This window comes from Halomarina rubra, assembly GCF_023699475.1.
Taxonomy (GTDB): domain Archaea; phylum Halobacteriota; class Halobacteria; order Halobacteriales; family Haloarculaceae; genus Halomarina; species Halomarina rubra.
This window is the reverse complement of sequence record NZ_JALXFV010000008.1, coordinates 77,605-100,077: the sequence shown is the minus strand read 5'-3', so window position 1 is coordinate 100,077 and position 22,473 is coordinate 77,605. Positions and strand designations below refer to the sequence as shown.

General features: G+C 69.6%; 22 protein-coding genes. 14 read left to right on the top strand and 8 right to left on the bottom strand.

What is annotated here, in order from left to right; genetic code table 11:
• Window positions 1-146: 146 nt before the first annotated feature.
• On the top strand, window positions 147-557 hold the full coding sequence (locus tag M1L36_RS15295; RefSeq protein ID WP_250874607.1) for an acyl-CoA thioesterase: 411 nt from the start codon (window positions 147-149) through the stop codon (window positions 555-557).
• 51 nt (window positions 558-608) lie between these two features.
• Here the strand turns inward: M1L36_RS15295 and M1L36_RS15290 are convergent, their stop codons facing one another.
• Complete coding sequence (locus M1L36_RS15290; RefSeq protein WP_250874606.1) at window positions 609-3,173, bottom strand: ATP-dependent DNA helicase; 2,565 nt, start codon at window positions 3,171-3,173, stop codon at window positions 609-611.
• A gap of 325 nt (window positions 3,174-3,498) precedes the next feature.
• Window positions 3,499-4,758, bottom strand: a complete 1,260-nt coding sequence (locus M1L36_RS15285) for a serine hydrolase domain-containing protein (RefSeq protein ID WP_250874605.1) — start codon at window positions 4,756-4,758, stop codon at window positions 3,499-3,501.
• 293 nt (window positions 4,759-5,051) lie between these two features.
• Between M1L36_RS15285 and M1L36_RS15280 the strand changes: the two genes are divergently transcribed.
• Window positions 5,052-5,495 carry an ester cyclase gene (locus M1L36_RS15280; protein ID WP_250874604.1) on the top strand — a complete coding sequence of 148 codons (444 nt, stop codon included), beginning with the start codon at window positions 5,052-5,054 and terminating at the stop codon, window positions 5,493-5,495.
• Window positions 5,496-5,567: 72 nt separating this feature from the next.
• On the opposite strand, the gene M1L36_RS15275 is transcribed toward M1L36_RS15280, so the two are convergent.
• Window positions 5,568-6,185, bottom strand: a complete 618-nt coding sequence (locus M1L36_RS15275; protein WP_250874603.1) for a cyclase family protein — start codon at window positions 6,183-6,185, stop codon at window positions 5,568-5,570.
• A 173-nt stretch (window positions 6,186-6,358) separates the two neighbouring features.
• On the opposite strand from M1L36_RS15275, the gene M1L36_RS15270 reads away from it, so the two are divergent.
• The 5 genes from M1L36_RS15270 to M1L36_RS15250 all read left to right on the top strand — a co-directional run bounded on the left by M1L36_RS15270 (window position 6,359) and on the right by M1L36_RS15250 (window position 13,864).
• Entirely contained in the window at window positions 6,359-7,915 is a 1,557-nt protein-coding gene (locus M1L36_RS15270) for a succinic semialdehyde dehydrogenase (protein WP_250874602.1), read from the top strand.
• 69 nt (window positions 7,916-7,984) lie between these two features.
• Window positions 7,985-8,797 (top strand): DUF7537 family lipoprotein, encoded by an 813-nt coding sequence (locus M1L36_RS15265; RefSeq protein ID WP_250874601.1) that lies wholly within the window; start codon window positions 7,985-7,987, stop codon window positions 8,795-8,797.
• Window positions 8,798-8,973: 176 nt separating this feature from the next.
• Window positions 8,974-10,044 carry a DUF7537 family lipoprotein gene (locus M1L36_RS15260; protein WP_250874600.1) on the top strand — a complete coding sequence of 357 codons (1,071 nt, stop codon included), beginning with the start codon at window positions 8,974-8,976 and terminating at the stop codon, window positions 10,042-10,044.
• A 91-nt stretch (window positions 10,045-10,135) separates the two neighbouring features.
• On the top strand, window positions 10,136-11,521 hold the full coding sequence (locus M1L36_RS15255) for a ribonuclease H-like domain-containing protein (protein ID WP_250874599.1): 1,386 nt from the start codon (window positions 10,136-10,138) through the stop codon (window positions 11,519-11,521).
• Between the two features lie 21 nt (window positions 11,522-11,542).
• Window positions 11,543-13,864 carry a DEAD/DEAH box helicase gene (locus M1L36_RS15250; protein WP_250874598.1) on the top strand — a complete coding sequence of 774 codons (2,322 nt, stop codon included), beginning with the start codon at window positions 11,543-11,545 and terminating at the stop codon, window positions 13,862-13,864.
• Between the two features lies 1 nt (window position 13,865).
• Here M1L36_RS15250 and M1L36_RS15245 read toward each other — a convergent pair whose 3' ends face one another.
• The gene (locus M1L36_RS15245) at window positions 13,866-14,729 is read right to left on the bottom strand and encodes an EamA family transporter (RefSeq protein WP_250874597.1); all 864 of its coding nucleotides are present in this window, start codon (window positions 14,727-14,729) and stop codon (window positions 13,866-13,868) included.
• Between the two features lie 125 nt (window positions 14,730-14,854).
• On the opposite strand from M1L36_RS15245, the gene M1L36_RS15240 reads away from it, so the two are divergent.
• Window positions 14,855-15,130: a DUF7996 family protein gene (locus M1L36_RS15240; protein WP_250874596.1), complete on the top strand. Its 276-nt coding sequence runs from the start codon at window positions 14,855-14,857 to the stop codon at window positions 15,128-15,130.
• A 30-nt stretch (window positions 15,131-15,160) separates the two neighbouring features.
• Window positions 15,161-15,421 carry a DUF8006 family protein gene (locus M1L36_RS15235; RefSeq protein WP_250874595.1) on the top strand — a complete coding sequence of 87 codons (261 nt, stop codon included), beginning with the start codon at window positions 15,161-15,163 and terminating at the stop codon, window positions 15,419-15,421.
• Window positions 15,422-15,659: 238 nt separating this feature from the next.
• Here the strand turns inward: M1L36_RS15235 and M1L36_RS15230 are convergent, their stop codons facing one another.
• Both M1L36_RS15230 and ahbB read right to left on the bottom strand, forming a co-directional pair.
• Entirely contained in the window at window positions 15,660-15,995 is a 336-nt protein-coding gene (locus M1L36_RS15230; RefSeq protein ID WP_250874594.1) for a DUF8070 family membrane protein, read from the bottom strand.
• 101 nt (window positions 15,996-16,096) lie between these two features.
• Complete coding sequence (ahbB, locus tag M1L36_RS15225) at window positions 16,097-17,137, bottom strand: siroheme decarboxylase subunit beta (protein ID WP_250874593.1); 1,041 nt, start codon at window positions 17,135-17,137, stop codon at window positions 16,097-16,099.
• Window positions 17,138-17,269: 132 nt separating this feature from the next.
• Here ahbB and M1L36_RS15220 point away from each other — a divergent pair, with 132 nt between their 5' ends.
• Both M1L36_RS15220 and M1L36_RS15215 read left to right on the top strand, forming a co-directional pair.
• Entirely contained in the window at window positions 17,270-18,145 is an 876-nt protein-coding gene (locus M1L36_RS15220; RefSeq protein WP_250874592.1) for an SDR family NAD(P)-dependent oxidoreductase, read from the top strand.
• A 74-nt stretch (window positions 18,146-18,219) separates the two neighbouring features.
• Window positions 18,220-18,723: a PH domain-containing protein gene (locus M1L36_RS15215; RefSeq protein ID WP_250874591.1), complete on the top strand. Its 504-nt coding sequence runs from the start codon at window positions 18,220-18,222 to the stop codon at window positions 18,721-18,723.
• An 81-nt stretch (window positions 18,724-18,804) separates the two neighbouring features.
• Here the strand turns inward: M1L36_RS15215 and M1L36_RS15210 are convergent, their stop codons facing one another.
• The gene (locus tag M1L36_RS15210) at window positions 18,805-19,377 is read right to left on the bottom strand and encodes a GNAT family N-acetyltransferase (RefSeq protein ID WP_250874590.1); all 573 of its coding nucleotides are present in this window, start codon (window positions 19,375-19,377) and stop codon (window positions 18,805-18,807) included.
• Window positions 19,378-19,505: 128 nt separating this feature from the next.
• On the opposite strand from M1L36_RS15210, the gene M1L36_RS15205 reads away from it, so the two are divergent.
• Window positions 19,506-19,796, top strand: a complete 291-nt coding sequence (locus M1L36_RS15205) for a hypothetical protein (protein ID WP_250874589.1) — start codon at window positions 19,506-19,508, stop codon at window positions 19,794-19,796.
• Between the two features lie 120 nt (window positions 19,797-19,916).
• Window positions 19,917-20,981 carry an anthranilate phosphoribosyltransferase gene (locus M1L36_RS15200; protein WP_250874588.1) on the top strand — a complete coding sequence of 355 codons (1,065 nt, stop codon included), beginning with the start codon at window positions 19,917-19,919 and terminating at the stop codon, window positions 20,979-20,981.
• A gap of 28 nt (window positions 20,982-21,009) precedes the next feature.
• Here M1L36_RS15200 and M1L36_RS15195 read toward each other — a convergent pair whose 3' ends face one another.
• On the bottom strand, window positions 21,010-21,966 hold the full coding sequence (locus M1L36_RS15195; RefSeq protein WP_250874587.1) for a succinylglutamate desuccinylase/aspartoacylase family protein: 957 nt from the start codon (window positions 21,964-21,966) through the stop codon (window positions 21,010-21,012).
• A gap of 101 nt (window positions 21,967-22,067) precedes the next feature.
• Between M1L36_RS15195 and M1L36_RS15190 the strand changes: the two genes are divergently transcribed.
• On the top strand, window positions 22,068-22,451 hold the full coding sequence (locus tag M1L36_RS15190) for a hypothetical protein (protein WP_250874586.1): 384 nt from the start codon (window positions 22,068-22,070) through the stop codon (window positions 22,449-22,451).
• Window positions 22,452-22,473 lie beyond the last annotated feature (22 nt).

Here is a 22,473-nt window from a genome sequence, read left to right as displayed (position 1 = left end):
ATACTGCGCGAGTCTTCTCCGACGCGGAACACGCGCTCGGCGGCGGTGCTGCCCGACGAGCGGGCGAGTCTGTCGGGCGGGCCGACAGACCACACGCGACGAGCGCACACCACAACCGCCTTGCTCGTCGCCCGCGCCGACCAACCATGCGCGACTACGCGGTCGAAACGACCATCACGGTCCGGTATCGCGACCTCGACACGCTCAACCACGTCAACAACGCCGTCTACGCCTCGTACCTCGAACAGGCGCGCTCGGAGTACTTCGACGGTCTCGCCGACGTCGGCGTCGGCATCGGCGACGGCGAGATGGTCATCGCCCGCATCGAGATCGACTACCGGGCACCCATCCTCCACGAGGACGGCGAGGTCACCGTCGGCACGAGCGTCACCGACCTCGGCGGGTCGAGTCTCACCTTCGAGCACCGAATCACGGTCGGCGACCGGGTCGCCGCCGAGGGGACCTGCATCATCGTCTCCGTGGACGAGGACGGGTCGTCCCGGCCGCTCCCGGACTCGTGGCGCGAGGCTATCGAAGCGTTCGAGGCCGAGAACTGAGACGCGTCGGTGTCCGCGCTCGTCGCCGGCGCGCACCGACACGTCACCCGCCTACCTGCTCGTCCAGAACTGCTGGAGCGCGAGGTCCAGCATGTCCGGACTCACCGCGCTGAACTCCTCGCGTTCGGTCTCTCCGAGGACGTGGTTGACCGACCGTGGAGCGTCCCGGAGGTACCGGCGGTCGAACAGCAGTCGGACCCCGACCTCGTCGGGACCGCGGATGACGCGCCCGAACGCCTGTCTCGACTTGCGGACGGCGGGCACCTGGACGGCGGTGTCGAACCCGCTCCCCTGCTCGAACTCGCGGTCGTAGGCGTTCATCACCGCGCCCATCCGCGGGGTCGAGGTGTTGGCGTACGGGACGCCCACGACGACGACACAGTGGAGTCGTTCGCCGTGGTAGTCGACGCCCTCCGTGACGGTGCCGCGAGCGCTCGTCACGAGCACGCGGTCGGTGTCGTCGCCCTGGAAGAACCGCCCGAGCATCGCGTCGGTCTCCGAGGACTCGGAGGAGCGGTCCCGGAGCACGGGGTCGTCGATGCGCTCGCGGAGGTACTCGACGGCCCACTCCGCCTCGCGGTAGGAGGGCATACACACCAGCGTGTTGCCGTGAGAGCGCGCCGCGGTGACGAGTGCGCTCGCGTAGCCCTGTCGGGTGCGGGTCATCTCCTCGTACTCCGTCACCGGCGGGCCGCGGTTCCGGTAGGTGAACGCCGGGAGGTCGAGCACCCACGACGCGCGGTTCTCCGGCGGGAACGCGAGGCCGTAGGTGGCGTCCTCGACCCGCCTCGGCGGTCGGTCGGCGTCCTCGTCGCCCTCGTCGAGCAGTTCGAGGCCGCTGACGCGTTCGAACACGTCGAACGGTTCGAGCGTCGCGCTCATCAGCACGCCACCGGCGAGGTCGTCGAGCACGCGGGCCAGCGGGTCCCGGGGGATGCAGTTGAACAGTACGAGCGAGGCGTTGAACGCACCCGCCCACTCCGGAAGCGTCGTGTCGGTGACTGCCTTCTCTGAGTACTCGAGTTCGAGTTCCCGGAAGTACGTCCCGTGGTCGAGGAGCCCCCACTGGTGGAAGAACCGTCCGACGGTCGGGGCCGTCGGCGTTCGGTCGGTCTGGCCGTCGTTCTCGTGGACCTGCCCCGCGACGTAGCAGGCGTCCCGCACGCGGGTCCAGACGTCGTCGGGGAACTCCGACAGCGCCCGGTCGGTGAACCGGTCGGTCTCGACGGCTTCGGGGTCACGGAGCGGTATCTCGTGGTCCTCGTCGGGCAGCGACCCCTCGGCGAACTGCCGGGACCAGTCGGCGAACTCCTCGTCGAGGAACGCGCTCACCTCGTCGTCGACGGTCGCCGCGGCCCACTCCAGGACCGACTGGGTGAACGCCAGGTCGCGCTCGTCGACGCTGTCGAACTCCGCGAGCGTCTGGCGGGCGTGGCGCTGGTGAGCACCCGAGTCAGCACCCGGTTCGCCGCCGTTGCCCGAGAGGTACTCGCGGGCCAGCGCCAGGTCGCGGTGGGCCGTCCGCAGCGCGTGGAGCGAACAGGTCTCGGACAGTAAGTCTCGCACGCGCTCTTCGAGCATGTGGGCCTCGTCGACGACGAGGAGGGTGTCGCCGTCGAGGACGCCCGCCTTCTCGGCGGTCAACTGGCGCGTGATGGGGTCGAACGCGTGGTTGTAGTTGCCCACGAGCACGTCCGCCTCGGGCATCAGCGCCGCGAGGCACTCGTGGGGGCAGGTCCCGCGACGGACGGCGGCGGCGACGAGCGCCTCCGGGTCGAGGACGTTGTGCTCGCCCGCCGAGAAGTCGACGCCGGGCCAGCCCTCGTCGGCGAGGAAGCGGGCGAAGAACGGGTCGAAGTAGCCCGCCTCGCCAGCCGGTAGCTCCTCCGAGTCGTAGATGTCGAGGACGTCCCGGGTGTGCGGCGGTTTCGCGGGGTACGGCGCGGTGACGCCCGCCGTCTCCAGTGGGTCGCCACCCATCGACTCGACGAGCGAGCAGAGCGCCTCGGCGCGGACGGGGTCGTACCACGGGGCCTCCTCGTCGCGCTCCTCGCGGTGGTCCGGACATCGCGGCTCGGAGTACGACAGGGTGTCGCAGTCGCTCGCCGCACAGACGTTGATACGGCCGTCGAGGGCACCGGGCGAGACGTCGAGCGCCTGCGTCGACTCGCGGTGGACGAGACTCACCGTCGCCTCCCGGAGGTCGCTGGCGGCGTCGTGTGTCCCCTTCTCGCCGGGGAGGGCGTCGGTCCGGGCGTACGGGAGCAGGTCGCGCTTGCCGACGACGACCAGTCCGTCGACGGGGGGGTCGCCGTCCCGACCCGCGTTGATGGCCCGGACCTCCGCGAGGAACTGCTTGAGTTGCTGTTTGACGGGCGTGACGGCGAACACCCGTTCGGCGACGTCCTCGTCGATGGCCTGTAGACCGGCGGCGAGCGCGATGAGCGTCTTGCCGGTCCCACAGGCCCCTTCGAGGGCGAGAAAGCCCCCGTCGCGCATCGCGTCCAGCGCGCGTTCGACCCCGTCGGCTTGCTGCGGGTACGGGTCGAACGGGAACCAGTCGCTCCACGCCGAATCGAGCGAGTCGCGGGCGACGGTTCGGGGGGTGTCGGTCACGTCACGGAGTGGCCCCTCCTGGGTGATAAACCGTCGGAACCCGGTCGGTCTGGGTGCCGTTCGACCGACACCCACGGTCCGTGAGTCTGGTGAGAGTGAGGACGATTCCCCCGCGGCAGATCGCTAGTACACCGATTGCCGGAACTGTTAGACACGTGCCGCGAGTCTAACGACACGACTTCTGCCAGATTGGGTGCATACCACTTACCGGCCTGCTGCACACAGGGTATACACTTCGCACCCCGGCCGCGACCATCACGAGTAACGCAAGAGCCAGGTAGGCGACGGCAATCTGTCGGAACCCTGTATTCGCGGCGTTATCGAACTATTCGGGACGATAGAGTCGGGTACGAGGTGAATCCGTCTCCGAACTCCGGCGTTCGATGCACTCGTAGACGGCTTCCCTGAGTGCCACCTCCCGAGGGTCGTCCTTCAGGTGGAGGCCCAATCGGTTGGGTGTGTAGGCAAAGCCCAGTTCCACGTCGGGGTCCGCGAACCCGAACGAGCCGCCGGCGCCGGGAGTACCGAACGAGGCATCTGAAGTCCCGAACCGGAAGTCGGGCGACGGTTTCGAATACCCCATCGCGTACGCCGTCTCCATGCGGATGACGACGTCCCGCCGGTCACCTGACGGCGGCGACGGGGTGGCGGTCAGTTCCGCGAACACGTCCTGGTCGAGACCCAGCGCCTCGCCGCCCGTCGCGAGTTCACCGTACAGCCGTGCCATCGCGCGGGCGGTCCCGATGCCGTTGCCCGAGGGAATCTCCACCGCACGGAACGCCGGACTGTTCAGGTCGGCCGGACGCCGGGTATCGAGCACGTTCAGCGCCCGACTCGTCACCGACCACGGGTTGAAGAACGACAGGACGAACCGCGGCGACAGTGTCCGGAGGTTCAAGAGCATATCCAGATACCCGAACGCGTCGAGGTCCGCCACGCGGTCGGGTGGAATCCTCTCGGGAAGCCCGATGTAGAACTCCAGGCCGAGCGGCTCGGCCACCTCCTCGGCGAAGAACTGGCCCAGCGTCCGTCCGTCGGTGTGTCGGAGCAGTTCGCTCGCGTACCAGCCCAGTGTGAACGCGTGGTAGCCGTGGCGGGTGCCGGGCACCCAGTCGAGTTTCTCGCTCGCGAGCAGGTCCGAGAGGAACTCCGTGTCGGCGATCTGCTCCGGCGAAAGGCGCCCGTCGAGCGTCGCGAGCCCTGCCTGGTGACTCAGCAACTGTCGGACCGTGACCGCACCCTTCCCGTGCTGGGCGAACGCTGGCCAGTGGTCGGCGATGCGGTCGTCGAGTGCGAACAACCCCCGCGAGAGCGCGACAGCGACGGCCGCCGCCGTCATCCCCTTCGTCCCCGAGGCCACGAGGACCATCGTGTCGGCCTGCCACGGATGCTCGTGGTCGGTGTCCCGGTAGCCACCCCAGAGGTCGACGACGAGTTCGCCACGAGAGTAGACGGCAACCGCCGCCCCCAACTCGTTGCGGTCGTGAAAGTTCTCAGCGAACACTTCACGGACAGGCTCGAACCCAGACTCGACAGTGCCGTGGATTGTCACGGCGCCCGCGGATGGCACGCTAACGTTTGCCATACCATCAGAGACGTCCTCTGAAAGCATAACCGTGGAGTCGACAATCGTCTGGGCGATTGACCGACTCGCGCCCTGTATGCAGCACGGTCAAACCGGAAAAATGTGGGAGCTTGGGCCTTCCTCTGGTAGACCCTCGCTCTCTGTCTAACAGCTGAATCAGCAGTGGAGACGACGAAACGAACGTTTCGTGTGTCGATACTGGACATCGAGCCACCACTTCTCCGAACCCCCCATCTCGTCGACCCGAGTAGCTATTTCGTCCCCTGACCAACGACACGTACCGGGAGGACACGATGACATCGACAGAGGGCTTCAGCACCAAGGAACTGGTCCGTTACGAGATTACCGAACTGTTCGAGCGTGGGAACGTCGACGTGGTCGACGACCTCTACGCCGAGGACGTGGTCGTCGGCATTCGACGAACGGGGTCGGACGAACCGGTCGCCAGCCGACGGGACATCAAGGACATCTACGAGGAGTGGAGCACGGCGTTCCCCGACCTGAACGTCGACATCAACAGCGAGGTCGTCGACGACGACACCGTCACCGCCCACGTCACGCTGTACGGCACCCACGACGGCGAGTTTCGGGGTATCGAACCGACGGGCAACCGTATCAGCGTCGACGGGTTCCACCAGCGACGGGTCCGCGACGGGAAAATCGTCGAGGCCGTCTCGATGGTCGAGATGGGCGAGTTCCTGCGGCAACTCGGCGTCGACCTCCCGCTGGAGGCGTGAGGAGGCGGCGGCGAGCGTGGAGGTGACGGTGAGAGCGAGGCGTAACCCTCGAGCGTCCGAACCGGACGCGCGTCACTCCACTTCGGCGACGACGCGGGCGGGCGCGCCGTCGGCGTCGGCTAGCGGGAGCGGGTAGGCGTGGACCGTGAACCGTTCGGGGAGTGGGGCGAGGTTCCGAACGTTCTCGACGACGAGGCGACTCTCGCGGAACAGTTCGTGGTGGGCGAGCAGGTCGCCGCCGATGGGGTCGACGCTCGGGCAGTCGACGGCGACGTCGACGCCACGTTCGGCACAGACCTTCGCACAGTCGGGGCTGAGGTGCGGGTGCTCGAAGTACGAGATGTCGCCCCAGCGCTCGCTCCACCCCGTCGCGAACACGTAGAGGTCGGCGTCGTCGGAGGCGTCGGGGAGGTCCTCGGGCGTGATCTGTTCGTTCGACTCGGCGTCACACGGGACGAGTCGCGCGTCGTAGTGGAACCGTTCGATGGGGAACTCGTCGAGCGCCTTCCCGTCGGGTTCGACGTGAACGGGCGCGTCGATGTGTGTCCCCGTGTGGGTGCTGAGACCGAACGCGGTGAGGCTGAACCCCTCCTCTTCGTGGGTCGCGTTCGGGTACGTCTCGACGACCGGGTCGCCAGGATACGTCGGCATCCCCGGTCCGATAGGGTGCGAGAGGTCGTAGAGGGTCATGGTGAACTGGTGGCGAAGCGGTGAGACGGGTCGGACGGAGTCGCCACTGGCCCCCGACCGACGACGGAGTCGTCCGACGTTGAGGTATCAATGAATGTCCAGCTACAAGAAACTAGGCGACGGCCGACGGCTCCGGGCGGCAGTGGTATGCGGGTCGCGCCCGCTGTCTCGGTATGGCTCGACCCGACACCGAACCCCGGGCGGACGACGAGCGACTCGACCGACTCGCGACGGTCGCCACCCGTGGCGACGGCGACCGGGACCGTCTCGTCGTGGAGGCACCGTTCACCGGCGACCCCCTCGGCACGGTCCCGGCGTGCACCGCCGCGGACGCCGACCTCGCGGTGCGTCGCGCCCGCACTGCCCACCACGAGTGGGCCGACCGGTCCTTCGAGGAGCGCGCCGCCGTCGTCGAGCGCTTCGGCGACCTGCTCTGGGACGCCCGCGAGGAGTTCCTCGACCTGCTCCAACTCGAAGGCGGGAAGGCCCGCCGGACCGGCTTCGAGGAACTGCTCGACGTCGTCTCCCACTGCGAGTACTACGGCGACGCCGGCGACCTGCTCGCCCCCGAGAGACGCGAAGGGGCGTTCGGTCTCCTCTCGCCGACTCGCGTGAACTACCACCCGCGCGGGGTCGTCACCATCGTCTCCCCCTGGAACTACCCGCTCACGCTCTCCGTCTCCGACGCCATCCCCGCGCTGCTCGCGGGCAACGGCGTCGTCCTCAAACCCGACGAGCACACACCGTTCGTCGCGCTCCGCGCGGTCGAACTGCTGCGGGAGGCCGGCCTCCCACCGGACGTCTGTCAGGTCGTCACCGGCGACGGGGCGGAGCTGGGCGAGTCGCTCGTCGCGGGCAGTGACTACGTCGGGTTCACCGGCAGCGTCGAGACCGGTCGCCTCGTCGCCGAGCAGGCCGGGCGCAACCTCGTCCCGTGCTCGCTCGAACTCGGCGGGAAGAACCCGATGCTGGTGCTCGAGGACGCCGACCTCGGGACGGCCGTTCGCGGGGCCATCGCTGGCTGTTTCCCGAACGCCGGGCAGCTGTGCGTCGCCCCCGAGCGCACCTACGTCCACGACTCGTTGTACGAGACGTTCGTCGACCGCCTCGTCGTCGCCACCGAGGCGCTCACGCTCGGGAGCGGCAGTGACCTCGACACGGACGTCGGCTCGCTCGCCTCCGGCGAGCAACTGGAGCGCGTTCGGGCACACGTCGAGGACGCCCGCGAGAAGGGTGCGACCGTCCGCACCGGCGGGCAACACCGCCCCGACGTCGGCCCCTACGCCTTCGAGCCGACCGTCCTCACCGACGTCACCCCCGAGATGGACTGCTTCCGCGAGGAGACGTTCGGCCCGGTCGTCGCCGTCTACCCCGTCGGCTCGACCCGCGAGGCCATCGAGCGCGCCAACGACACCGACTACGGTCTCAACGCCTGCGTGTTCACCGAGAGCCACGACCGCGGCCGGGCGGTCGCCGAGCGCCTCGACGCCGGGACGGTGAGCGTCAACGACCCGTATATCACGACGCTGGGTGCGACCGACGCGCCGATGGGCGGGATGAAGCAGTCCGGTCTCGGTCGTCGCCACGGGCCGGAGGGCATCCGGAAGTACACCGACCAGCAGACCGTCGCCGTCTCGCGAGTCGGCCCCGTCGCGCCGCCGTCGTGGGTGCCCGGGGAGTGGTACACCACGGCGCTGTCGGCGGTGGTGAAACTCCGCCGGCGGTTCTGAGCCGAGACCACCCACGAGGAATCGACCGACCGCAACCGTTTTTCCTCGCCTCCCCAGACCGGGAGGCGCATGAGGAAGTCCCCGACACTCGCCCTCTTACTGTGTGCCACGCTGGTGCTCGCCGGCTGTTCGGCCGTCCCCGGACTCGGCGGCGGCAGTAGCGAGGCGTACACCTCCCCCGACGAACCGTTGAACGCGAGCGCGCTCCAGGCAGACCACACCGAGAACGTCGAGGCGGCCGACTCGTTCACCTACCACGCGAACTCCTCCGGGACGACGAACCTGGGCCAAGAGTCGAACGGGTCGTACACCGTCGACACGACGCTGACCGCGTGGGTCGACGTCACCGACGACGAGTACCGCTACGTCTCGCGGACCAACGGGTCCGTGCTCGGGACGCCGAGTCGGTCGAACGTCTCTGTCTTCATCACCGACGGCACCGCGTACGCCCAGCAACAGGCGGGCGGCGAGACGCAGTACGACTCCCGGCCGACGAACCTGTCGAGCGACATCGTCGCCAGCGCGACCCTGGCGCAACAGTGGGCCGTCGTCGACGCGACGAACTGGACACAGGACGGGACCGAGACGGTCGACGGCGAGACCCTCACGCGGTACGTCGCCAACGGTTCGGCGGCCGTCGAGCACTCGGCGCTCCTCGCTCGCTCCGGCGCGCCGGAGTCCGCGGCCAACGTCGCCGACTTCGACGCGGTCCTGCTCGTCACGAGCGACGGGACCGTCCGCTCGTTCACCACCGAGACCACCATCGACCTCGCCGGTCGCTCGGTGAAGAGTCGGTCGAGCGTCGGCGTGAGCGACCTCGACGACACCAGCGTCGAGCGACCGGACTGGCTCGACCGCGCGCGAAACGCGTCGAGCGCCTGAGCGGGCGGACCACCGACTGTCCGACCGGAGCGACTTTGTATCGGTTCTCGCCAGTTTTCATTCGACGAGGTGGTCGAGCGTCACGAGAGACGACTGGTCCGCGTTCGGCGACGTTCTCGACCTTGCCCCTGGCAACCCGCAGTGACAACGTTCTGATGTGTGAAGCCGTCGGCAGTATGGCGCTGTCACGACCTGCGACGGTACTGCTGTGTCTCACGCTGGTGCTCGCCGGCTGCGGCGCGGGGCCGGGGTCGAACGCGACGACCGACGGGGAGACGGTCGACGGAGCCGGCACCGTGACCGGGGGCACGAGCGGTGGATCGGCCACGACCGGACAGAACGACACCGTGGACGGTGGCGACGCGACCGGGACGACCGAGGCGAGCGTCGGCGCGAACGGGTCCACGGAGAACGGGACCACGGAGAACGGGACGGTCGACGCTACCGCACTCGCGGCCCGACACGAGCGGACCATCCGCGAGGCGGGGTCGGTGACGGTCGTCGTCGACGCGACGACCGAGACCGACCAGGTCCGGTCGTCCGTGACGACCACGGCGCGACTCGACCTCGCGAACGACACCAACTACCAGCGGAGCGACTCCGAACGCTCGCTCGTCGGGAACGCTTCGAACGCGACGGCGAGCGCGAACGCCTCCGCGGCGGACGACTCGACGGAGCAGTCCGTCGAACTGTACACCGCCGACGACACCACCTATCTCCGGGTCGCCGGCCCCGGCGGTGACCCGCAGTACGAGGTGCTGAACGGTTCGCAGGGCGGTGCGGCGTTCGCCGCCTCGGCCGACCAGTTCGTCACCCTCCAGGGCGCGTTCGACGTCGTCGACGCGACGACGTGGACCGAGTCGGCCACCGACACCGAGGGCGCGACGACCTACACCGCGAGCGGTCCGGAGGCGCTCGACACCGACGCCCTGTTCCGACAGAACGGGAGCGAGGCGGGCGGTGCCGCCCCCGGCGAGAACGCGAGCGACGCCACGGACTCGCCGGCGTTCGACCCGAACGTCTCGGCGTACGAGGCGACGCTCGTCGTGAGCGAGTCCGGCGTCGTCGAGCGCTTCGCCTACACGCTGACCGTCGACATCGGCGGCCGGACGACGACGCTCGCGCGGAGCTACGAGGTCCGGGACGTCGGCGAGACGAGTGTCGAGGCCCCCGACTGGCTCCCGGCGGCCCGACAGCAGGCGGGTGGGGAGAGCGCGGGCAACCAGACCGGTACCGCCGCGGTGTAGCAACGGCCGGTAGCAGCACGCCCCGCCGTATCGCGACTGGAGCCCCACCCGGTCGCGCGTTTCTTGTGCGTCCGTCCCCTCCTCTCGGTCGATGCCTCGACCGGCGACGGTGCTCGCGTTGCCCTCGCGACTCGCGGGCCGTCTCTCTCCGAGCGAACTCGCCGACCTCCACGCCGCGGCCGCCCCCGACGCCGTCCTAGTCCCCGAGCGAGTGTACGCTCCGGGCCGATTTCGCCCGCCCGAGAGCGAGGTGCCCATCCTCACACCCGAGGGCGAAATCCACGCGTTCGGCGACGTGACGCTCGGCACCTGCGCGACGCTCGACGAGGTCCGGCGGGTCGCCGACGTCGCCCGCGAGGAGGCGGGCGAGTCGACCGCCTACCTCGCCACCGAGCTGCTCGCCGTCGAGACGGACCCGATGGAACTCGACACCCGACTCGACGGCGCGACGGCCTACCGGGAGGCGCTCGGAACGACGGGGACAGACGGCGACGCCGCGTTCGTCCACCTCGCCGCGAGCGTCCCCGCGGACTACCGCCGCGAGTGGGGCGGCCTCGACGTCCAGGGACTCGCACCGGTCGAGACGCAGGGTGCGCCGGCCGCCCCCGTGCTCTCGCTCCACGCCGACGGCACCGTCGCCGTCGAGGAGATTCGGACCGACAGACTCGGACTGCGCGCACTGTCCGGCGTCGGTGACAGTCGAGCGACGACCCTTGCACGTGCAGGGTACGACCGCGCGTCGCTGGCGGCGACGCCACCCCACGAACTCGCGACGCTGGAAGGGTTCGGTCGCGCGAGCGCACGGACCGTCGTTCGCTCGGCGCAGGCGCTCGAACGCGGCGAGGTGCTGCGAACGGGCGACGCACCGCTCCCGGCCGACCCCGTCTTTCTGGACATCGAGACCGACGGGCTCCGACCGAGCGTCGTCTGGCAGGTCGGCGTGCTGTTCCGCGGCGACTACCGGTCGTTCCTCGCGCGCGACCCCGAGGAGGCGAGTGGGATGCTCGGCGCGTTCCTCGACTGGCTGGCGGGCGTCGACGGGACGCTCGTCGCGTGGAACGGGTGGGGGTTCGACTTCCCCGTCCTCGACGACCACGTCGCCGCCACCCACCCCGACCGGCAGGAGGTGTGGCGACAGAACACGAAGTGCGACCTGCTCGCCTGGGCGCGCGACGAGGAGAACGCCGTCCTACCGGGCCGGACGAACAAGCTGGAGGCGGTCGCGAGCGCGCTCGGCTACGAGGGCCACGACACCGGCCTCACGGGCGCGGAGACGGCTCGTCGCTACCGGGCGTGGATGGACGGCGGCCCCGAACCCGACTGGGAGCGCCACCGGGCGTACTGCGAGGACGACGTGCGGATGCTCGCCCACGTGTTCGACGCCGTCGCGGCGACCGACCGCGTAGCGTCGAGCATCGCCGACCGGACCACCGACGAGACCGGCGACACCCGACAGGGGTCGCTCTCGGAGTTCTGAACCGATGACGGAGCCACCACGATGAACGCCGACCGCCTCCGCGCGACGTTCCCCGACTACGGCGGCCAGCTCCGGGACGTGTTCGTCCAGGAGGCTCGTGACGCGGTGACCGTCCCCGCGAGCGACGTGCTCGGACCGGACCTCGCCGCGTCGATGCCCCACGACCTCTACAGCCACCAGGCGACCGCGCTGGACGCGCTCGCTCGCGGCGAGGACGTCTGCGTGACGACGAGCACCGCCAGCGGGAAGACGCTCGTCTACGCCCTGGAAATCGCCCGACAGCACCTCCGGGACCCCGACTCGACCGCGCTCCTGCTCTGCCCGACGAAGGCGCTCTCGCGTGACCAGCGACGCGCGCTCTCCGAGTTGTACGACACGCTCGGTCTCGACATCTCGGTGCGCGTCTACGACGGCGACACCGCGAGCGAGGCGAAGCGCGACGTCCGCCGGACCGCGGACGTGGTCGTCACGAACTTCTCGGGGGTGAACGCCTACCTCCCCCAGCACAGCCAGTGGGCGCGCGTGTTCGGCGACTGCGCGACGCTCGCCATCGACGAGGCACACGCCTACTCCGGCGTCCACGGGATGCACGTCTCGTGGGTCGTCAGGCGACTCCGGCGCGTGCTGGAGCACTACGACGCCGACCCCTCGCTCGTCCTGACGTCGGCGACCATCGGCAACCCCGCCGAACACGCGAAGACCCTCGTCGACGGCGACGTGACGGTCGTCGACGACGACGGCTCCCCCCGGGGACGACGCGAAATCGCGTTCTGGCGACCGCCCGGCGAGGGCGAGGCGCGCCGGTCTGCGAGCGCCGAAGCCGCCGACCTGCTCGCCCACCTCGGAACGAACGGCACCCAGACGCTCGCGTTCGTCGGCTCCCGACGGATGACCGAGTTGAACCGCGAGCGGGCGAAGCGGGCGGCGACGCGCCACAACATGGGTCGCCTGCGTATCGAGTCGTACAACGCGGGCCACACGAAACGCGACCGGAGGGCGACCGAACGGGGTCTCAAGGACGGCTCGCTCGACGGCGTGGTCACGACCTCCGCGCTGGAACTCGGCATCGACATCGGGAGCGTCGAGGCGACGCTCCTCTCTGGCTACCCTGGGAGTCGCCAGTCGTTCTGGCAGCAACTCGGCCGCTCGGGGCGGGGGACGGGCGACGCGCTGTCGGTGCTCGTCGGGCGCGCGGACGCCATCGACAACTACGTGTTCGCCAACCCGGGCTACGTGCTGGGCGAGGACGTGGTCGAAGATGCGGTCGTCGACCGCTCGAACAACGCCGTCTTCGCTCGCCACCTGCTCTGTGCGGCCCACGAGTTGCCCCTGACCCACGACGACGAGCGCTGGTTCGGCGAGCGCCTCGCACCGGCGGTCGAGATGTGGCGCAAGGCGGGGTATCTGACGGGGACCCTCGACACCGGTGTCATCTACGACCGACGGGACCGCCCCCAATCGAGCGTGTCGATGTACGCCAGCGGCGGCGACGAGTTCGTGATTCGGACGCCCGACGACGTCGACGCCGCGCTGGAACCCGTCGGACGGGCGCGGGCGTACCGCGAGTATCACCCCGGCGCGGTGACGCTGCATCGCGGCCAGCAGTTCGAGGTCGTCGGCTTCGAGGAGGAGGGCCACCAGCCACGAATCGACCTCGAACCCGTCGACGTGGACTACTACACTCAGACGAACCACGCGACGCGCATCGGGAACCTCGATTCGGAGCGCTCGCGCGCGTTCGGCGACTACACGCTCCACTGGGGGAGCGCGGACGTGACCGTCCACTACGACACCTACACCCGCAAGTCCATCGCGACCGGCGAGAGTCTGGGCGCGCCACAGCCGACCGGTCTCTCGCCGCTGTCGATGCGGACGCAGGCGCTCTGGCTCGCGGTGCCCGAGTCCGAACGCGCCCGTCTCGGCCAGCGCCACGGCGTCGACTCGCCGGACGTCGCGTTCCAGGGCGCGCAGCACGCCGCCGAACACGGCATCATCAAACTCGCGCCGCTGGAGTGTACGCTCGACAAGTCGAACCTCGGTGGCCTGTCGGCGCTCACCCACCCCGAACTCGACTCGCCGGGCATCTTCGTCTACGACGGCGTCGAGGGCGGACTGGGCTTCTCGCGCAAACTGTACGACCGGTTCGAGCGCGTCGCGGCGAACACCCGCACCGTCGTCGAGTCGTGCGGTTGTGAGGGGACCGAGGGCTGTCCGGGCTGTGTGATGGACTCGCAGTGTGGTTCCGGCAACAGTCCGCTCCACACTGACGGCGCGGTGGACCTGCTGGGGACGGTGTTGAGCGGAGCCGAGTCCGTCGACGACCCGACCGAAACGGACGACTGAGTCACCCCAGCGCGACGAACGCGACGCCGAGGACGGTGAGGAGGCCCGCGCCGAGTCGCTGGCCGAACGCCCCCTCTTCGAGGACGAGACCGCCCAGCAGGACGGCGACGACGGCCTGCGCGTTGACGATGGCGGAGGCGACGCTCGCGTGCAGTTCGGTGAACCCGAGCGCGATGAGGTGGTTGCCGAGCGCGATGAACGCCCCGACGCCGAAGAGGGCTGGCGCGATTCGCCGCGGTAGCTGCTCGCGCTGGCGGAGGCCGAGCGGCGCGACGACGACGGTGATGCCGACGAGCGACACCCAGACGACCAGCGGCGTCGGCAGCGCGAGTTCCCGGAGGAGCAGTCGCTTGCCGGTGTCGACCACGGCGAAGGTGAGGGCGCTCGCCAGCGCCAGTTGGGCGGGGCGGTACGACAGCGCCCGTCTGAACGGGTCGACGAGACTGCCGGACTCGTAGTTGGCGGCGTAGATGCCCGCCGTCGCGAGGACGACGCCACCCATCTGGAGCGCCGAGAGGTCCGCCGAGAAGATCACCAGTTCGAGTGGGAGCACGAACAGCGGAACCAGCTTGTTCAGCGGCGTGACGTACGAGACGTCGCCACGACGGAGCGCCTCGAACAGCCCCGCGATGGCGAGACCCGTCAACGCGGCGGTCCCGAGCAACGCTGCAAGCACGTCGAGACCGACGCTCGACAGCTTCGGGAGGTGGGGTGCGGCGACCGGCAGGTACCAGACGACGGCCGCCCCGTTCACGACCAACAGGTACGCGAGCGCGGGGTAGTCGCCGAAGAAGTGCTTGTAGCCGGCGAGATAACAGCCGTAGAGGAGGGCGGCGGCGAGCGCAGCGAGCAGTCCGACGTTCACGGTCGAAGGCGGCGGCGAGCGCGGATAGGTCGGTCGGTTCGCACGGGGTTCGTGTGGGGTTGACACGGAGCGCGACGGCGACGGCGGACCGTTGGGTTCAGGAGCACCGAGGTACTAACTCGACCATGGCAGAGCGAGGCGAGACCGCGGCGAGTGCCCGGACCGAGGAGGCCACCGACTCCGACGACGGCAGCACGGTGTTCACCGAACGGGCGAAAGCGGGTATCGTCATCGCCGCACTGGGCGTCGCAGTGCCCGGTCTCGCGGACAATCTCCTGACGCAGGCGGGCGCGCCCGGCATCGGCGCGCTGGTGTTCGCACTCGGCTTCGGGTCGGCGGTCGTCGCCTTCTGGTACGTCGTCTTGCGCCCCATCGACTTCGGGGCGGAGACGGAAGCTTGAAACCCGAACTAATCCGATGGAGTACCAACGATGTTCGCGCTCCCACTCCAGGTCATCGACTCGTTTCTGAGTCAGTACCACATGGGGCAGGTGTTCCTGGCGCTGTTCGCCCTGGGACTGCTGGCGACGCTGCCGTTGAAGAGTAAGACGATTACCGGTGCCCACATCGCCGCGTTCGGTCTGCTGTTCATCCTCACACCGCTCTCGCTGATGAACAACGAGTTCCTCTGGCGTGCCGTGGGTATCGCGCTGGTGTTCGTCGGCCCGATGCTCGTCGTCGCGAGTCGCTAACGTACCACCGTTTCTCCGCGTGTCGGGGTCGCCCAGCGACTCCCGACGGCGTCCAATCCTCTCAGCGACCGACGGTCTCGTGAGAACCGCTCGCCGGGGGCCACTAGACCGGTCCCGTCCGTTCTCTCGCGCCACGGATCTCTCCCACGTCGAGCGACTCGCTGGTGTCGTGAGGCCCGTTCGGCGAGTCCACGACGAGTAACGGTCCAGTTGGAGGGGCGAGAGGGCGACGGACCGCTCAGACGAGCGTGTCGCCCAACGCGGCCAGTACGACGACGCTCCACAGGACGACACCGAGGCCGTAGAACAGGAGGGAGAGGCGGAGCGAGCCGGCCGTGATGGCGTCGGGCCAGAACCCCCCGCCGTCGGCCATCATCTCCGTCTCTTCGGCGCGTATCCCGGAGTTCGTCTGTCCCGCTGCGCCGCTGCCGAGCGCGACGAGCGTCACGCCACAGCCGACCAGAACGAGCATGTACAGCCCGGAGTGCGTCGCGACGTACACTGCGCCGACGGTGAGGAGTGCGAGGAGGCACGTGAACAGGAGGAACGGTTTCAGGAGGGGCTTGAGGTTCATCTGTGTCGGTCGTGACGAACGCTGTGTCGCCAGCGTGATATTTCTTTGTGCCCGCCATCGGAACGAAACGCCCCGACACACGTCCGCCTAACCCACTCGGCTCACTCCTCGCCGACCAGTTCCTCGTACTGTGCGCCCGTCTGTTTCAGCGTCTCCGTCGAGTAGAGGCGTTCGTGCTCGAACGGGAGGTACTCGCCGGCGAGTTCGTCGATCTTCTCGTCGACGGCGTCCTGCTCGCGGCCGTGGATCATCGTGAACAGGTTGTACTCCCAGCCCTGCTCGGGGCGTCGCGGGCGGTGGTAACAGAGCGTGACGTACGGCAGGCGACCGGCGCGCTCACCGCGGACGTCGAGTTCGTCGTCGGGGACGTTCCAGACGACCATGCAGTTGGCGTCGAAGCCGGTGACGACGTGGTTGACGATACAGCCGATTCGCTTGATACAGCCGTCCTCGCGGAGGCGCTCGATGGCGGCGACGACCTCCTCGGTGGTGGCGTCGACGGCCGCGGCGACGTCGGCGTACGGGGTGCGCGTGAGCGGGAACCCGTCCTGGATCTCCAGGAGCAGTCGACGGTCCAGAGCGCTCAGGTCCGCCGTCGCGGACTCGGAGATGCGGGTAGCGCTGACTTCGGTCGCGTCGAGGGACTCCCGGGCGAACCGGTCGGCGTTGACGACCGGGAACTCCAGGTCGATGTAGTAGTCGGTGAGCATCGGGAGGTTCAGTACGTCGAGTCCGGTGCGCTCCTCGATGTCGGCGAGGATGGCGTCGCGGGTCTCGCGGGAGGCGGCGGTGACGACGAACCACATGTTCCAGTGGTGCGAGCGCCGGTAGTTGTGGTTGACCTGCCGGTAGCCGTTGATTATCTCGGCGACGGCCTCGAAGCGCTCGTCGGGGGCGTTGACCGCCGCGAGCGTCGACGACCCGATGACCGGCGGGTTGAGCACCGCCCCGAACCGCCGGAAGACGCCGCGTTCGCGGAGGCGCTTCACTCGTGCGAGCGCCTCGTCCTCCTCGATACCGAGGTCGGCCGCCACCGCCCGGAACGGTCGTGGCTCGACCGGGAAGCCGCTCTGGTAGCCGTCGACGAGCGCCGCGTCCACGTCGTCGAGGTCGGCGCGCCAGTCACCACGGGGAGCGTTCATCGGGTGTGCTAGGGAGCAGGCGAAAGTGGGGGTTTCGGTCCCGTCTGGGCGGCCCCGGCGGCCGTGACGACGCCCTGGCTCGGTGAGCTGTCACGAGCTAGTTCTTTCCTCTCCCGCCACGTCGGTCGGGGCATGGAGTGGAAGACGCTGGACGACGCCGTCGTCGTGCTGACCGGTGGAACGAGTGGCGTCGGTCGGGCCGCGGCCGCGCGGTTCGGCGAGCTGGGCGCGGAGGTCGTGCTCGTCGGGCGGGACCGCGAGCGCGGCGTGGCGACACTGGAGACGGTCCGCGAGCGTGGCGGCGACGGCGTCTTCGTCCGGGCGGACCTCGGCGACCCCGACGCCGTCCGGGCGCTAGCCGGGGAGGTGGCCGACCGCTACGACCGGGTGGACGTGCTGGCGCTCAACGCCGCGCTGTCGCTCCCCGAACGCGAGGTCGTCGAACTACCGGGCGGTCCCGTCGAACGCGTGTTCCTCGTCAACCACCTCTCGCCGTACCTACTGACCCACGAACTGTCGGGGCTACTCGACGCCGGCGTGCCCTCGCGGGTCGTCGTCACCTCCTCGCGAGTCCACCGTCGGGGCGAGTTGCGTCTCGACGACCCGACGCTCGCCGAGGAGTACGACGCGCTCGGGGCGTACGCCCGCTCGAAACTGGCGAACGTGCTGTTCAGCACCGAACTGGCGACACGGCTCCCCGACGACGTGACGACCCTCGCGTACCACCCGGGGTTCGTCCCGACGAGCGGACTCTACCGCGAGACGAGCGGCGCGTTCGGTCTCGCCGTCCGCGTGGCGGGACTGGTGGGGGTCGGCCGGTCGGTCGAGCAGGCGGGCGAGGACCTCGTCTTCGCCGCGGGGGCACCGGAACTGACGACCGAGTCCGGGGCGTACCTGGTCGGTCGCGAGGTCGAACCGCCCGACTCGCGAGTCGGCAACGACGCCCTCCGCCGCCGTCTGTGGGACGAGAGCGCTCGCCTGCTCGACCTCGACCCCGACTGGTCCTGAGCGGTTCGTCGGCGCGGGCGACCGCGGCGACCACCCCGGAAAGAGCCATACCGGAGGGCGTCGTACGCGGAGGCATGTCCGCTCCGGAGTGGGTGACCCTCGGCGAGAGCGAGGAGGTGGTCTGGTCGGGCAGTCCGAGCCTCCTGCTCGCGACGGGGTCGCTGGTGGGAGGTCTCGTCGTCGCCGTCGTCGGTATCGCCGCCTACGCGTTGCTCCCGACCGACTTCGTCTACCGGGACCTGGCGTGGCTGTTGCTCCCCATCGGGATGGTGTTGATGGCGGCCGCCTACCTCCGGCACCGCTCGACGCGCTACGTCATCACGACCAACGAGGTGTACCGCAAGACGGGGCTGTTCTCCCGACAGGTGACGAGCCTCCGCCTCGACCGCATCCAGAACACCTCCTTCGAGCAGTCGCTGTTCGAGCGTGTCCTCTCGTTCGGTGACGTCCACGTCGACACCGCCGGGACCGGCGGGACCGAGATCACCTTCGAGGGCGTCTCGAACCCCCAGCAGGTCAGCGGTCTGCTCACCGAGCAACTCGACCGGGTGTCGGCGCGAACCGCCGGCCACCGCTGACCAGCGCTCGCTGGTCTCTGATGGCCGAGACGGTGTCTCGCGGCGACTCACTTCGTGTCGACGACCCTCGACAGGTGGCCGTCAGCGCTCGGTCCGGGTGACCCTGCGCTTCTCCGCGCCTCCCGGGTCGACGGCGGGACCGTCGAGAGCGTCGTCGGTGGCGTCGAGCGCTCGCCCGTAGACGACCATCGGTTCGCCACCCTCGGGGTCGAACGGTTCGAACACCGCCTCCCAGTCGCGACGCTCGTAGAGTTCGCGGGCGGCCTCGTTGTCGACGCCCGTCGTGAGCACGCTCGTGGCGTGGGGGAGTCCCTGCAAGAGGCAGTCGTGGAGGCGGCCGCCGAGACCGCGGCCGCGCGCCTCCGGGGCGACGCCGAGTTCGACGAGTTCGAAGCAGTCGTCGAGCCAGCGGGCGTACGTCGAGGGCGGGAGCACCGCGCGAAGCGCCTCGTGGTAGTACTGGCCCGGTTCGCTCGTGTAGCCGTAGACGTAGCCGACGACCGCACCGTCCTCGACGGCGACGAACCCGCGGTAGCCCGGGAACTCCGCGTGCTTGCGGAACGCGACCGTCCCGTCGCGGTCCCAGATCCGCCGGTAGCAGTCGACGGCCCCGTCGAAGGCGGGTGTGTTCGGAACGAGCGACAGGAGCTCCATACCGCTAGCACGCCTGCCGGCCGTATCACCGTTGTGCAGGCGGCGACCCCGCCCGGTTCGGAGACGCGACGCGATGGGTTCCGAGCTGCGACACCGACTTACGGTAGCACGTACCACGGTGACGTGTCATGGAGCCGGGGACCGACCGCCGGGAACTGGAGGCGGCGTGGCGACGGCTGGAACGGCGACGACGGGCCGGCGACCGACTGGCCGTCGCGACGGCCGCCGTCCTCGCTGGGGCCGTCGCGCTGCTGCTCGGCCTCGCCGTCCCGACGCGACTCTGTTCGCAGGGCGCGGGGTACGACGGGTGTGTGACGAGCACGCCCGACCCGAGCGTCCAGGTGGGTCTGCTCGTCGTCGGCCTCGTCGCCGTCGCGGTGGGCGTGCTCGCGCTCGAACGGGTGTTCCTCGACGCCTGAAAGCGGAGCGTGGAAGGTGAGAGGCGAGTGCCGCGTCGAGACGTCGACGGAAGGGTCGGCGAGGCGCGACCGACGGAGCGAACGGTAACGTTTTCGACGCCGGCGACCCGAGCGTCGGCTATGGCGAAAGCGACCCCGGAGTTCGGCGAGTGGCCGCTGAAACGGCTGATGACGGAGGTCGTCGGGACGGGCCACAAGTCCGCCGACGACATGACGCGCGAGCAGGCACGGGAGGCGTTCGGCCGCATCCTCGCGGGTGAACCCGACCCGACGACGCTCGGGGCGTTCTGGCTCGCAAACCGCTGGAAGCGCAACACGCCCGAAGAACTGGCGGCGTTCGTCGACGTGATGGCCGAGGAGTCCGTCGCGTTCGCCGCCCCCGACTGCGACCCCGTCGACTGCGGAGCGAACTACGACGGGAAGGGCCGGACCGCGATTCTGGGTGTCGGCGCGGGCCTCGTCGCCGCCGCGGCGGGCACGCCCGTCGTCGCCCACTCCGGCGACCGCGTGCCCACGCAGAAGCAGGACGCGTACAAACACGTCCTCGACGAACTGGGCGTCCGGACGGACCTCACGCCCGAGCAGTCCGCGGCGATGACCGACGAGGTGGGTTTCGGCTTCTACTACCAGCCGAACTTCAACGCGGCCGTCGCGAACCTCGCCGACCGACGCGACCAGATGGGCGTCCGCACGTTCGTCAACACCATCGAGACGCTGGCGAACCCCGCCGACGCCGACGTCCACCTCGGCAGCTTCTACCACCTCCCGTACGCCAAACGCATCATCGACACGTTCGCGGCGAGCGAGCGCTACGACATCGGCCGCGTCGTCATGTTCCAGGGGATGGAGGGGTACGACGACATCCGGCCCGGGTCGACCACGGTGGCGGTCGGCGAGGACGGCGAGATGGACGACTTCACAATCGAGACCCCCGAGTACGGCATGGACTTCGAGAGCGAGGACCTGGGTGTCGAGGACGTGGCCCGCGACTCCGCGCGCATCACCGAGGAGGTGCTGGCCGGCGAGCGCGACGGCGACTTCGCCGACGCCATCGCGCTCAACGGCGCGTTCCGCATCTTCGCGCGCGGCGACTGTGCGGACCTCGACGAAGGACTCGCCGTCGCCCGCGAGGTCGTCGACTCCGGCGCGGCCGCCGAGACACTCGACGCCCTGCGCGGGTTCTGAGTTCTGCGTCGCGCGGGGTCCGACGCCCCTACTCCTCGCGAACGAGCGCGACGTTCCCGAGCGCCTGGCCGGCCGTGACCGTCGCCTCGCGGGTCAGCGCGTAGAGGATACCGTCGTCCCCGACCGTCGCCTCCTGGAGCACCTCGTAGCTCGCCGGGTCGTACACCGTCCCCAGCGGGTCGCCCGCACCGACCGCCTGCCCGACGGCGCGTTCGGGGTGCGGCCGGAACAGCCCCGAGTCGACGGCGGTGACGCTCCCGAGGTGGTTGCGCGCCACGGTCTGCTCGGTCGGTGTCGGTTCACCCGCCAGCAGCCCCAGCGAACGACAGACGTCGAACAGTCCCTCGACGCCCGTCTCGATGGCCGACTCGACCAACTCCTTGTTGTGGGCGAGTTCGGGCGTGATGGCGGGGATGCCCGCGTCGCTGGCGGCGACCCGGAACTTCCCGTCGAAGTTCCGGTCGGTCCAGGCGGCCTCGGCGTCGTCGCCGGCGGGTTCGCTCAGCAACAGTCCAGTCCCGAACGCCTCGGCCAGGTCGCGAGAGGCGGCGTCGCCCTCCTTGAACACGACGTGGGTGAGCATGTCCGGGCCGCCGGTGTGGAGGTCGACGACGGCGTCGGCCTCGCTGGCGTACGCCCAGAGCGTCGCGGCCATGCGCTCGTGGAGCGACCCCGCCTCGTCGCCCGGCCAGACGCGGTTCATGTTGGCGTTGACCGAGTCCAGGCGCTCGGGCGTCGTGTACGAGACGTGGTCGAACGTCAGCGGGTCCGCGACGGGGACGGCCACGATGCGCCCCGCGAGGCGCTCGGCGTCGACGCGCTCGTGGAACCGTCGGAGGACGGCGCTCCCGTTGACCTCGCGGCCGTGCTGGGCGGCCTGAACGTACAGCGTCGGCCCGTCACCGTCGCCGTAGGTGTGGACCGTCGTCTCGACGCGGACGCCAGAGGGAAGCCGCGCCAGCGTGACGCGGTCGCTCCTGTGCATGTCGACTCGGTCGGGCGCGGTCGGCTTGTACCTGCGGGCGGTGGCGTGTGCAAGCCTGCAAGCGGCGCTTACCAAAGTGATAGCGACGTGTCAGTCGTGGCATGGACGCCGTACTCATCCAGGCGGAGGGGTTCGTCGGGTCGATCATCGGGTTCCTCGTGAGCCTCGTCGTGGGAGCGCTCGGCATCTACATCGCCGGACGGGTCGTCACCGACTACGGCGACTACACGTACGCTATCATCACGGCGCTCATCGGGTCGCTGGTGTGGTTCGTCGTGGCGCTGTTGGTCGGGTGGATTCCGTTCCTCGGTGCGCTACTCGCGTTCGTCGCGTACCTGTGGGTCATCAACAGTCGGTACCCCGGCGGGTGGGGGTCTGCCGCCGCAATCGCGCTGGTCGCGTGGGCGGCGACGGTGGTCGTCGTCTACCTGCTGGCGCTGCTGGGCATCGTCACGGCCGAGGCACTGGGCGTCCCCGGCGTCTGAGAGTCGCGGACGCCGACCGGAC

What these genes read in the sequence shown, in the direction of transcription:
- M1L36_RS15295 (WP_250874607.1), top strand. Translation starts at nt 147, where the DNA reads ATGCGCGACTACGCGGTCGAAACGACCATCACGGTCCGGTATCGCGAC.
- M1L36_RS15285 (WP_250874605.1), bottom strand. Translation starts at nt 4,758, where the DNA reads ATGGCAAACGTTAGCGTGCCATCCGCGGGCGCCGTGACAATCCACGGC.
- M1L36_RS15280 (WP_250874604.1), top strand. Translation starts at nt 5,052, where the DNA reads ATGACATCGACAGAGGGCTTCAGCACCAAGGAACTGGTCCGTTACGAG.
- M1L36_RS15275 (WP_250874603.1), bottom strand. Translation starts at nt 6,185, where the DNA reads ATGACCCTCTACGACCTCTCGCACCCTATCGGACCGGGGATGCCGACG.
- M1L36_RS15270 (WP_250874602.1), top strand. Translation starts at nt 6,359, where the DNA reads ATGGCTCGACCCGACACCGAACCCCGGGCGGACGACGAGCGACTCGAC.
- M1L36_RS15265 (WP_250874601.1), top strand. Translation starts at nt 7,985, where the DNA reads ATGAGGAAGTCCCCGACACTCGCCCTCTTACTGTGTGCCACGCTGGTG.
- M1L36_RS15260 (WP_250874600.1), top strand. Translation starts at nt 8,974, where the DNA reads ATGGCGCTGTCACGACCTGCGACGGTACTGCTGTGTCTCACGCTGGTG.
- M1L36_RS15255 (WP_250874599.1), top strand. Translation starts at nt 10,136, where the DNA reads ATGCCTCGACCGGCGACGGTGCTCGCGTTGCCCTCGCGACTCGCGGGC.
- M1L36_RS15250 (WP_250874598.1), top strand. Translation starts at nt 11,543, where the DNA reads ATGAACGCCGACCGCCTCCGCGCGACGTTCCCCGACTACGGCGGCCAG.
- M1L36_RS15240 (WP_250874596.1), top strand. Translation starts at nt 14,855, where the DNA reads ATGGCAGAGCGAGGCGAGACCGCGGCGAGTGCCCGGACCGAGGAGGCC.
- M1L36_RS15235 (WP_250874595.1), top strand. Translation starts at nt 15,161, where the DNA reads ATGTTCGCGCTCCCACTCCAGGTCATCGACTCGTTTCTGAGTCAGTAC.
- M1L36_RS15230 (WP_250874594.1), bottom strand. Translation starts at nt 15,995, where the DNA reads ATGAACCTCAAGCCCCTCCTGAAACCGTTCCTCCTGTTCACGTGCCTC.
- ahbB (WP_250874593.1), bottom strand. Translation starts at nt 17,137, where the DNA reads ATGAACGCTCCCCGTGGTGACTGGCGCGCCGACCTCGACGACGTGGAC.
- M1L36_RS15220 (WP_250874592.1), top strand. Translation starts at nt 17,270, where the DNA reads ATGGAGTGGAAGACGCTGGACGACGCCGTCGTCGTGCTGACCGGTGGA.
- M1L36_RS15215 (WP_250874591.1), top strand. Translation starts at nt 18,220, where the DNA reads ATGTCCGCTCCGGAGTGGGTGACCCTCGGCGAGAGCGAGGAGGTGGTC.
- M1L36_RS15210 (WP_250874590.1), bottom strand. Translation starts at nt 19,377, where the DNA reads ATGGAGCTCCTGTCGCTCGTTCCGAACACACCCGCCTTCGACGGGGCC.
- M1L36_RS15205 (WP_250874589.1), top strand. Translation starts at nt 19,506, where the DNA reads ATGGAGCCGGGGACCGACCGCCGGGAACTGGAGGCGGCGTGGCGACGG.
- M1L36_RS15200 (WP_250874588.1), top strand. Translation starts at nt 19,917, where the DNA reads ATGGCGAAAGCGACCCCGGAGTTCGGCGAGTGGCCGCTGAAACGGCTG.
- M1L36_RS15195 (WP_250874587.1), bottom strand. Translation starts at nt 21,966, where the DNA reads ATGCACAGGAGCGACCGCGTCACGCTGGCGCGGCTTCCCTCTGGCGTC.
- M1L36_RS15190 (WP_250874586.1), top strand. Translation starts at nt 22,068, where the DNA reads ATGGACGCCGTACTCATCCAGGCGGAGGGGTTCGTCGGGTCGATCATC.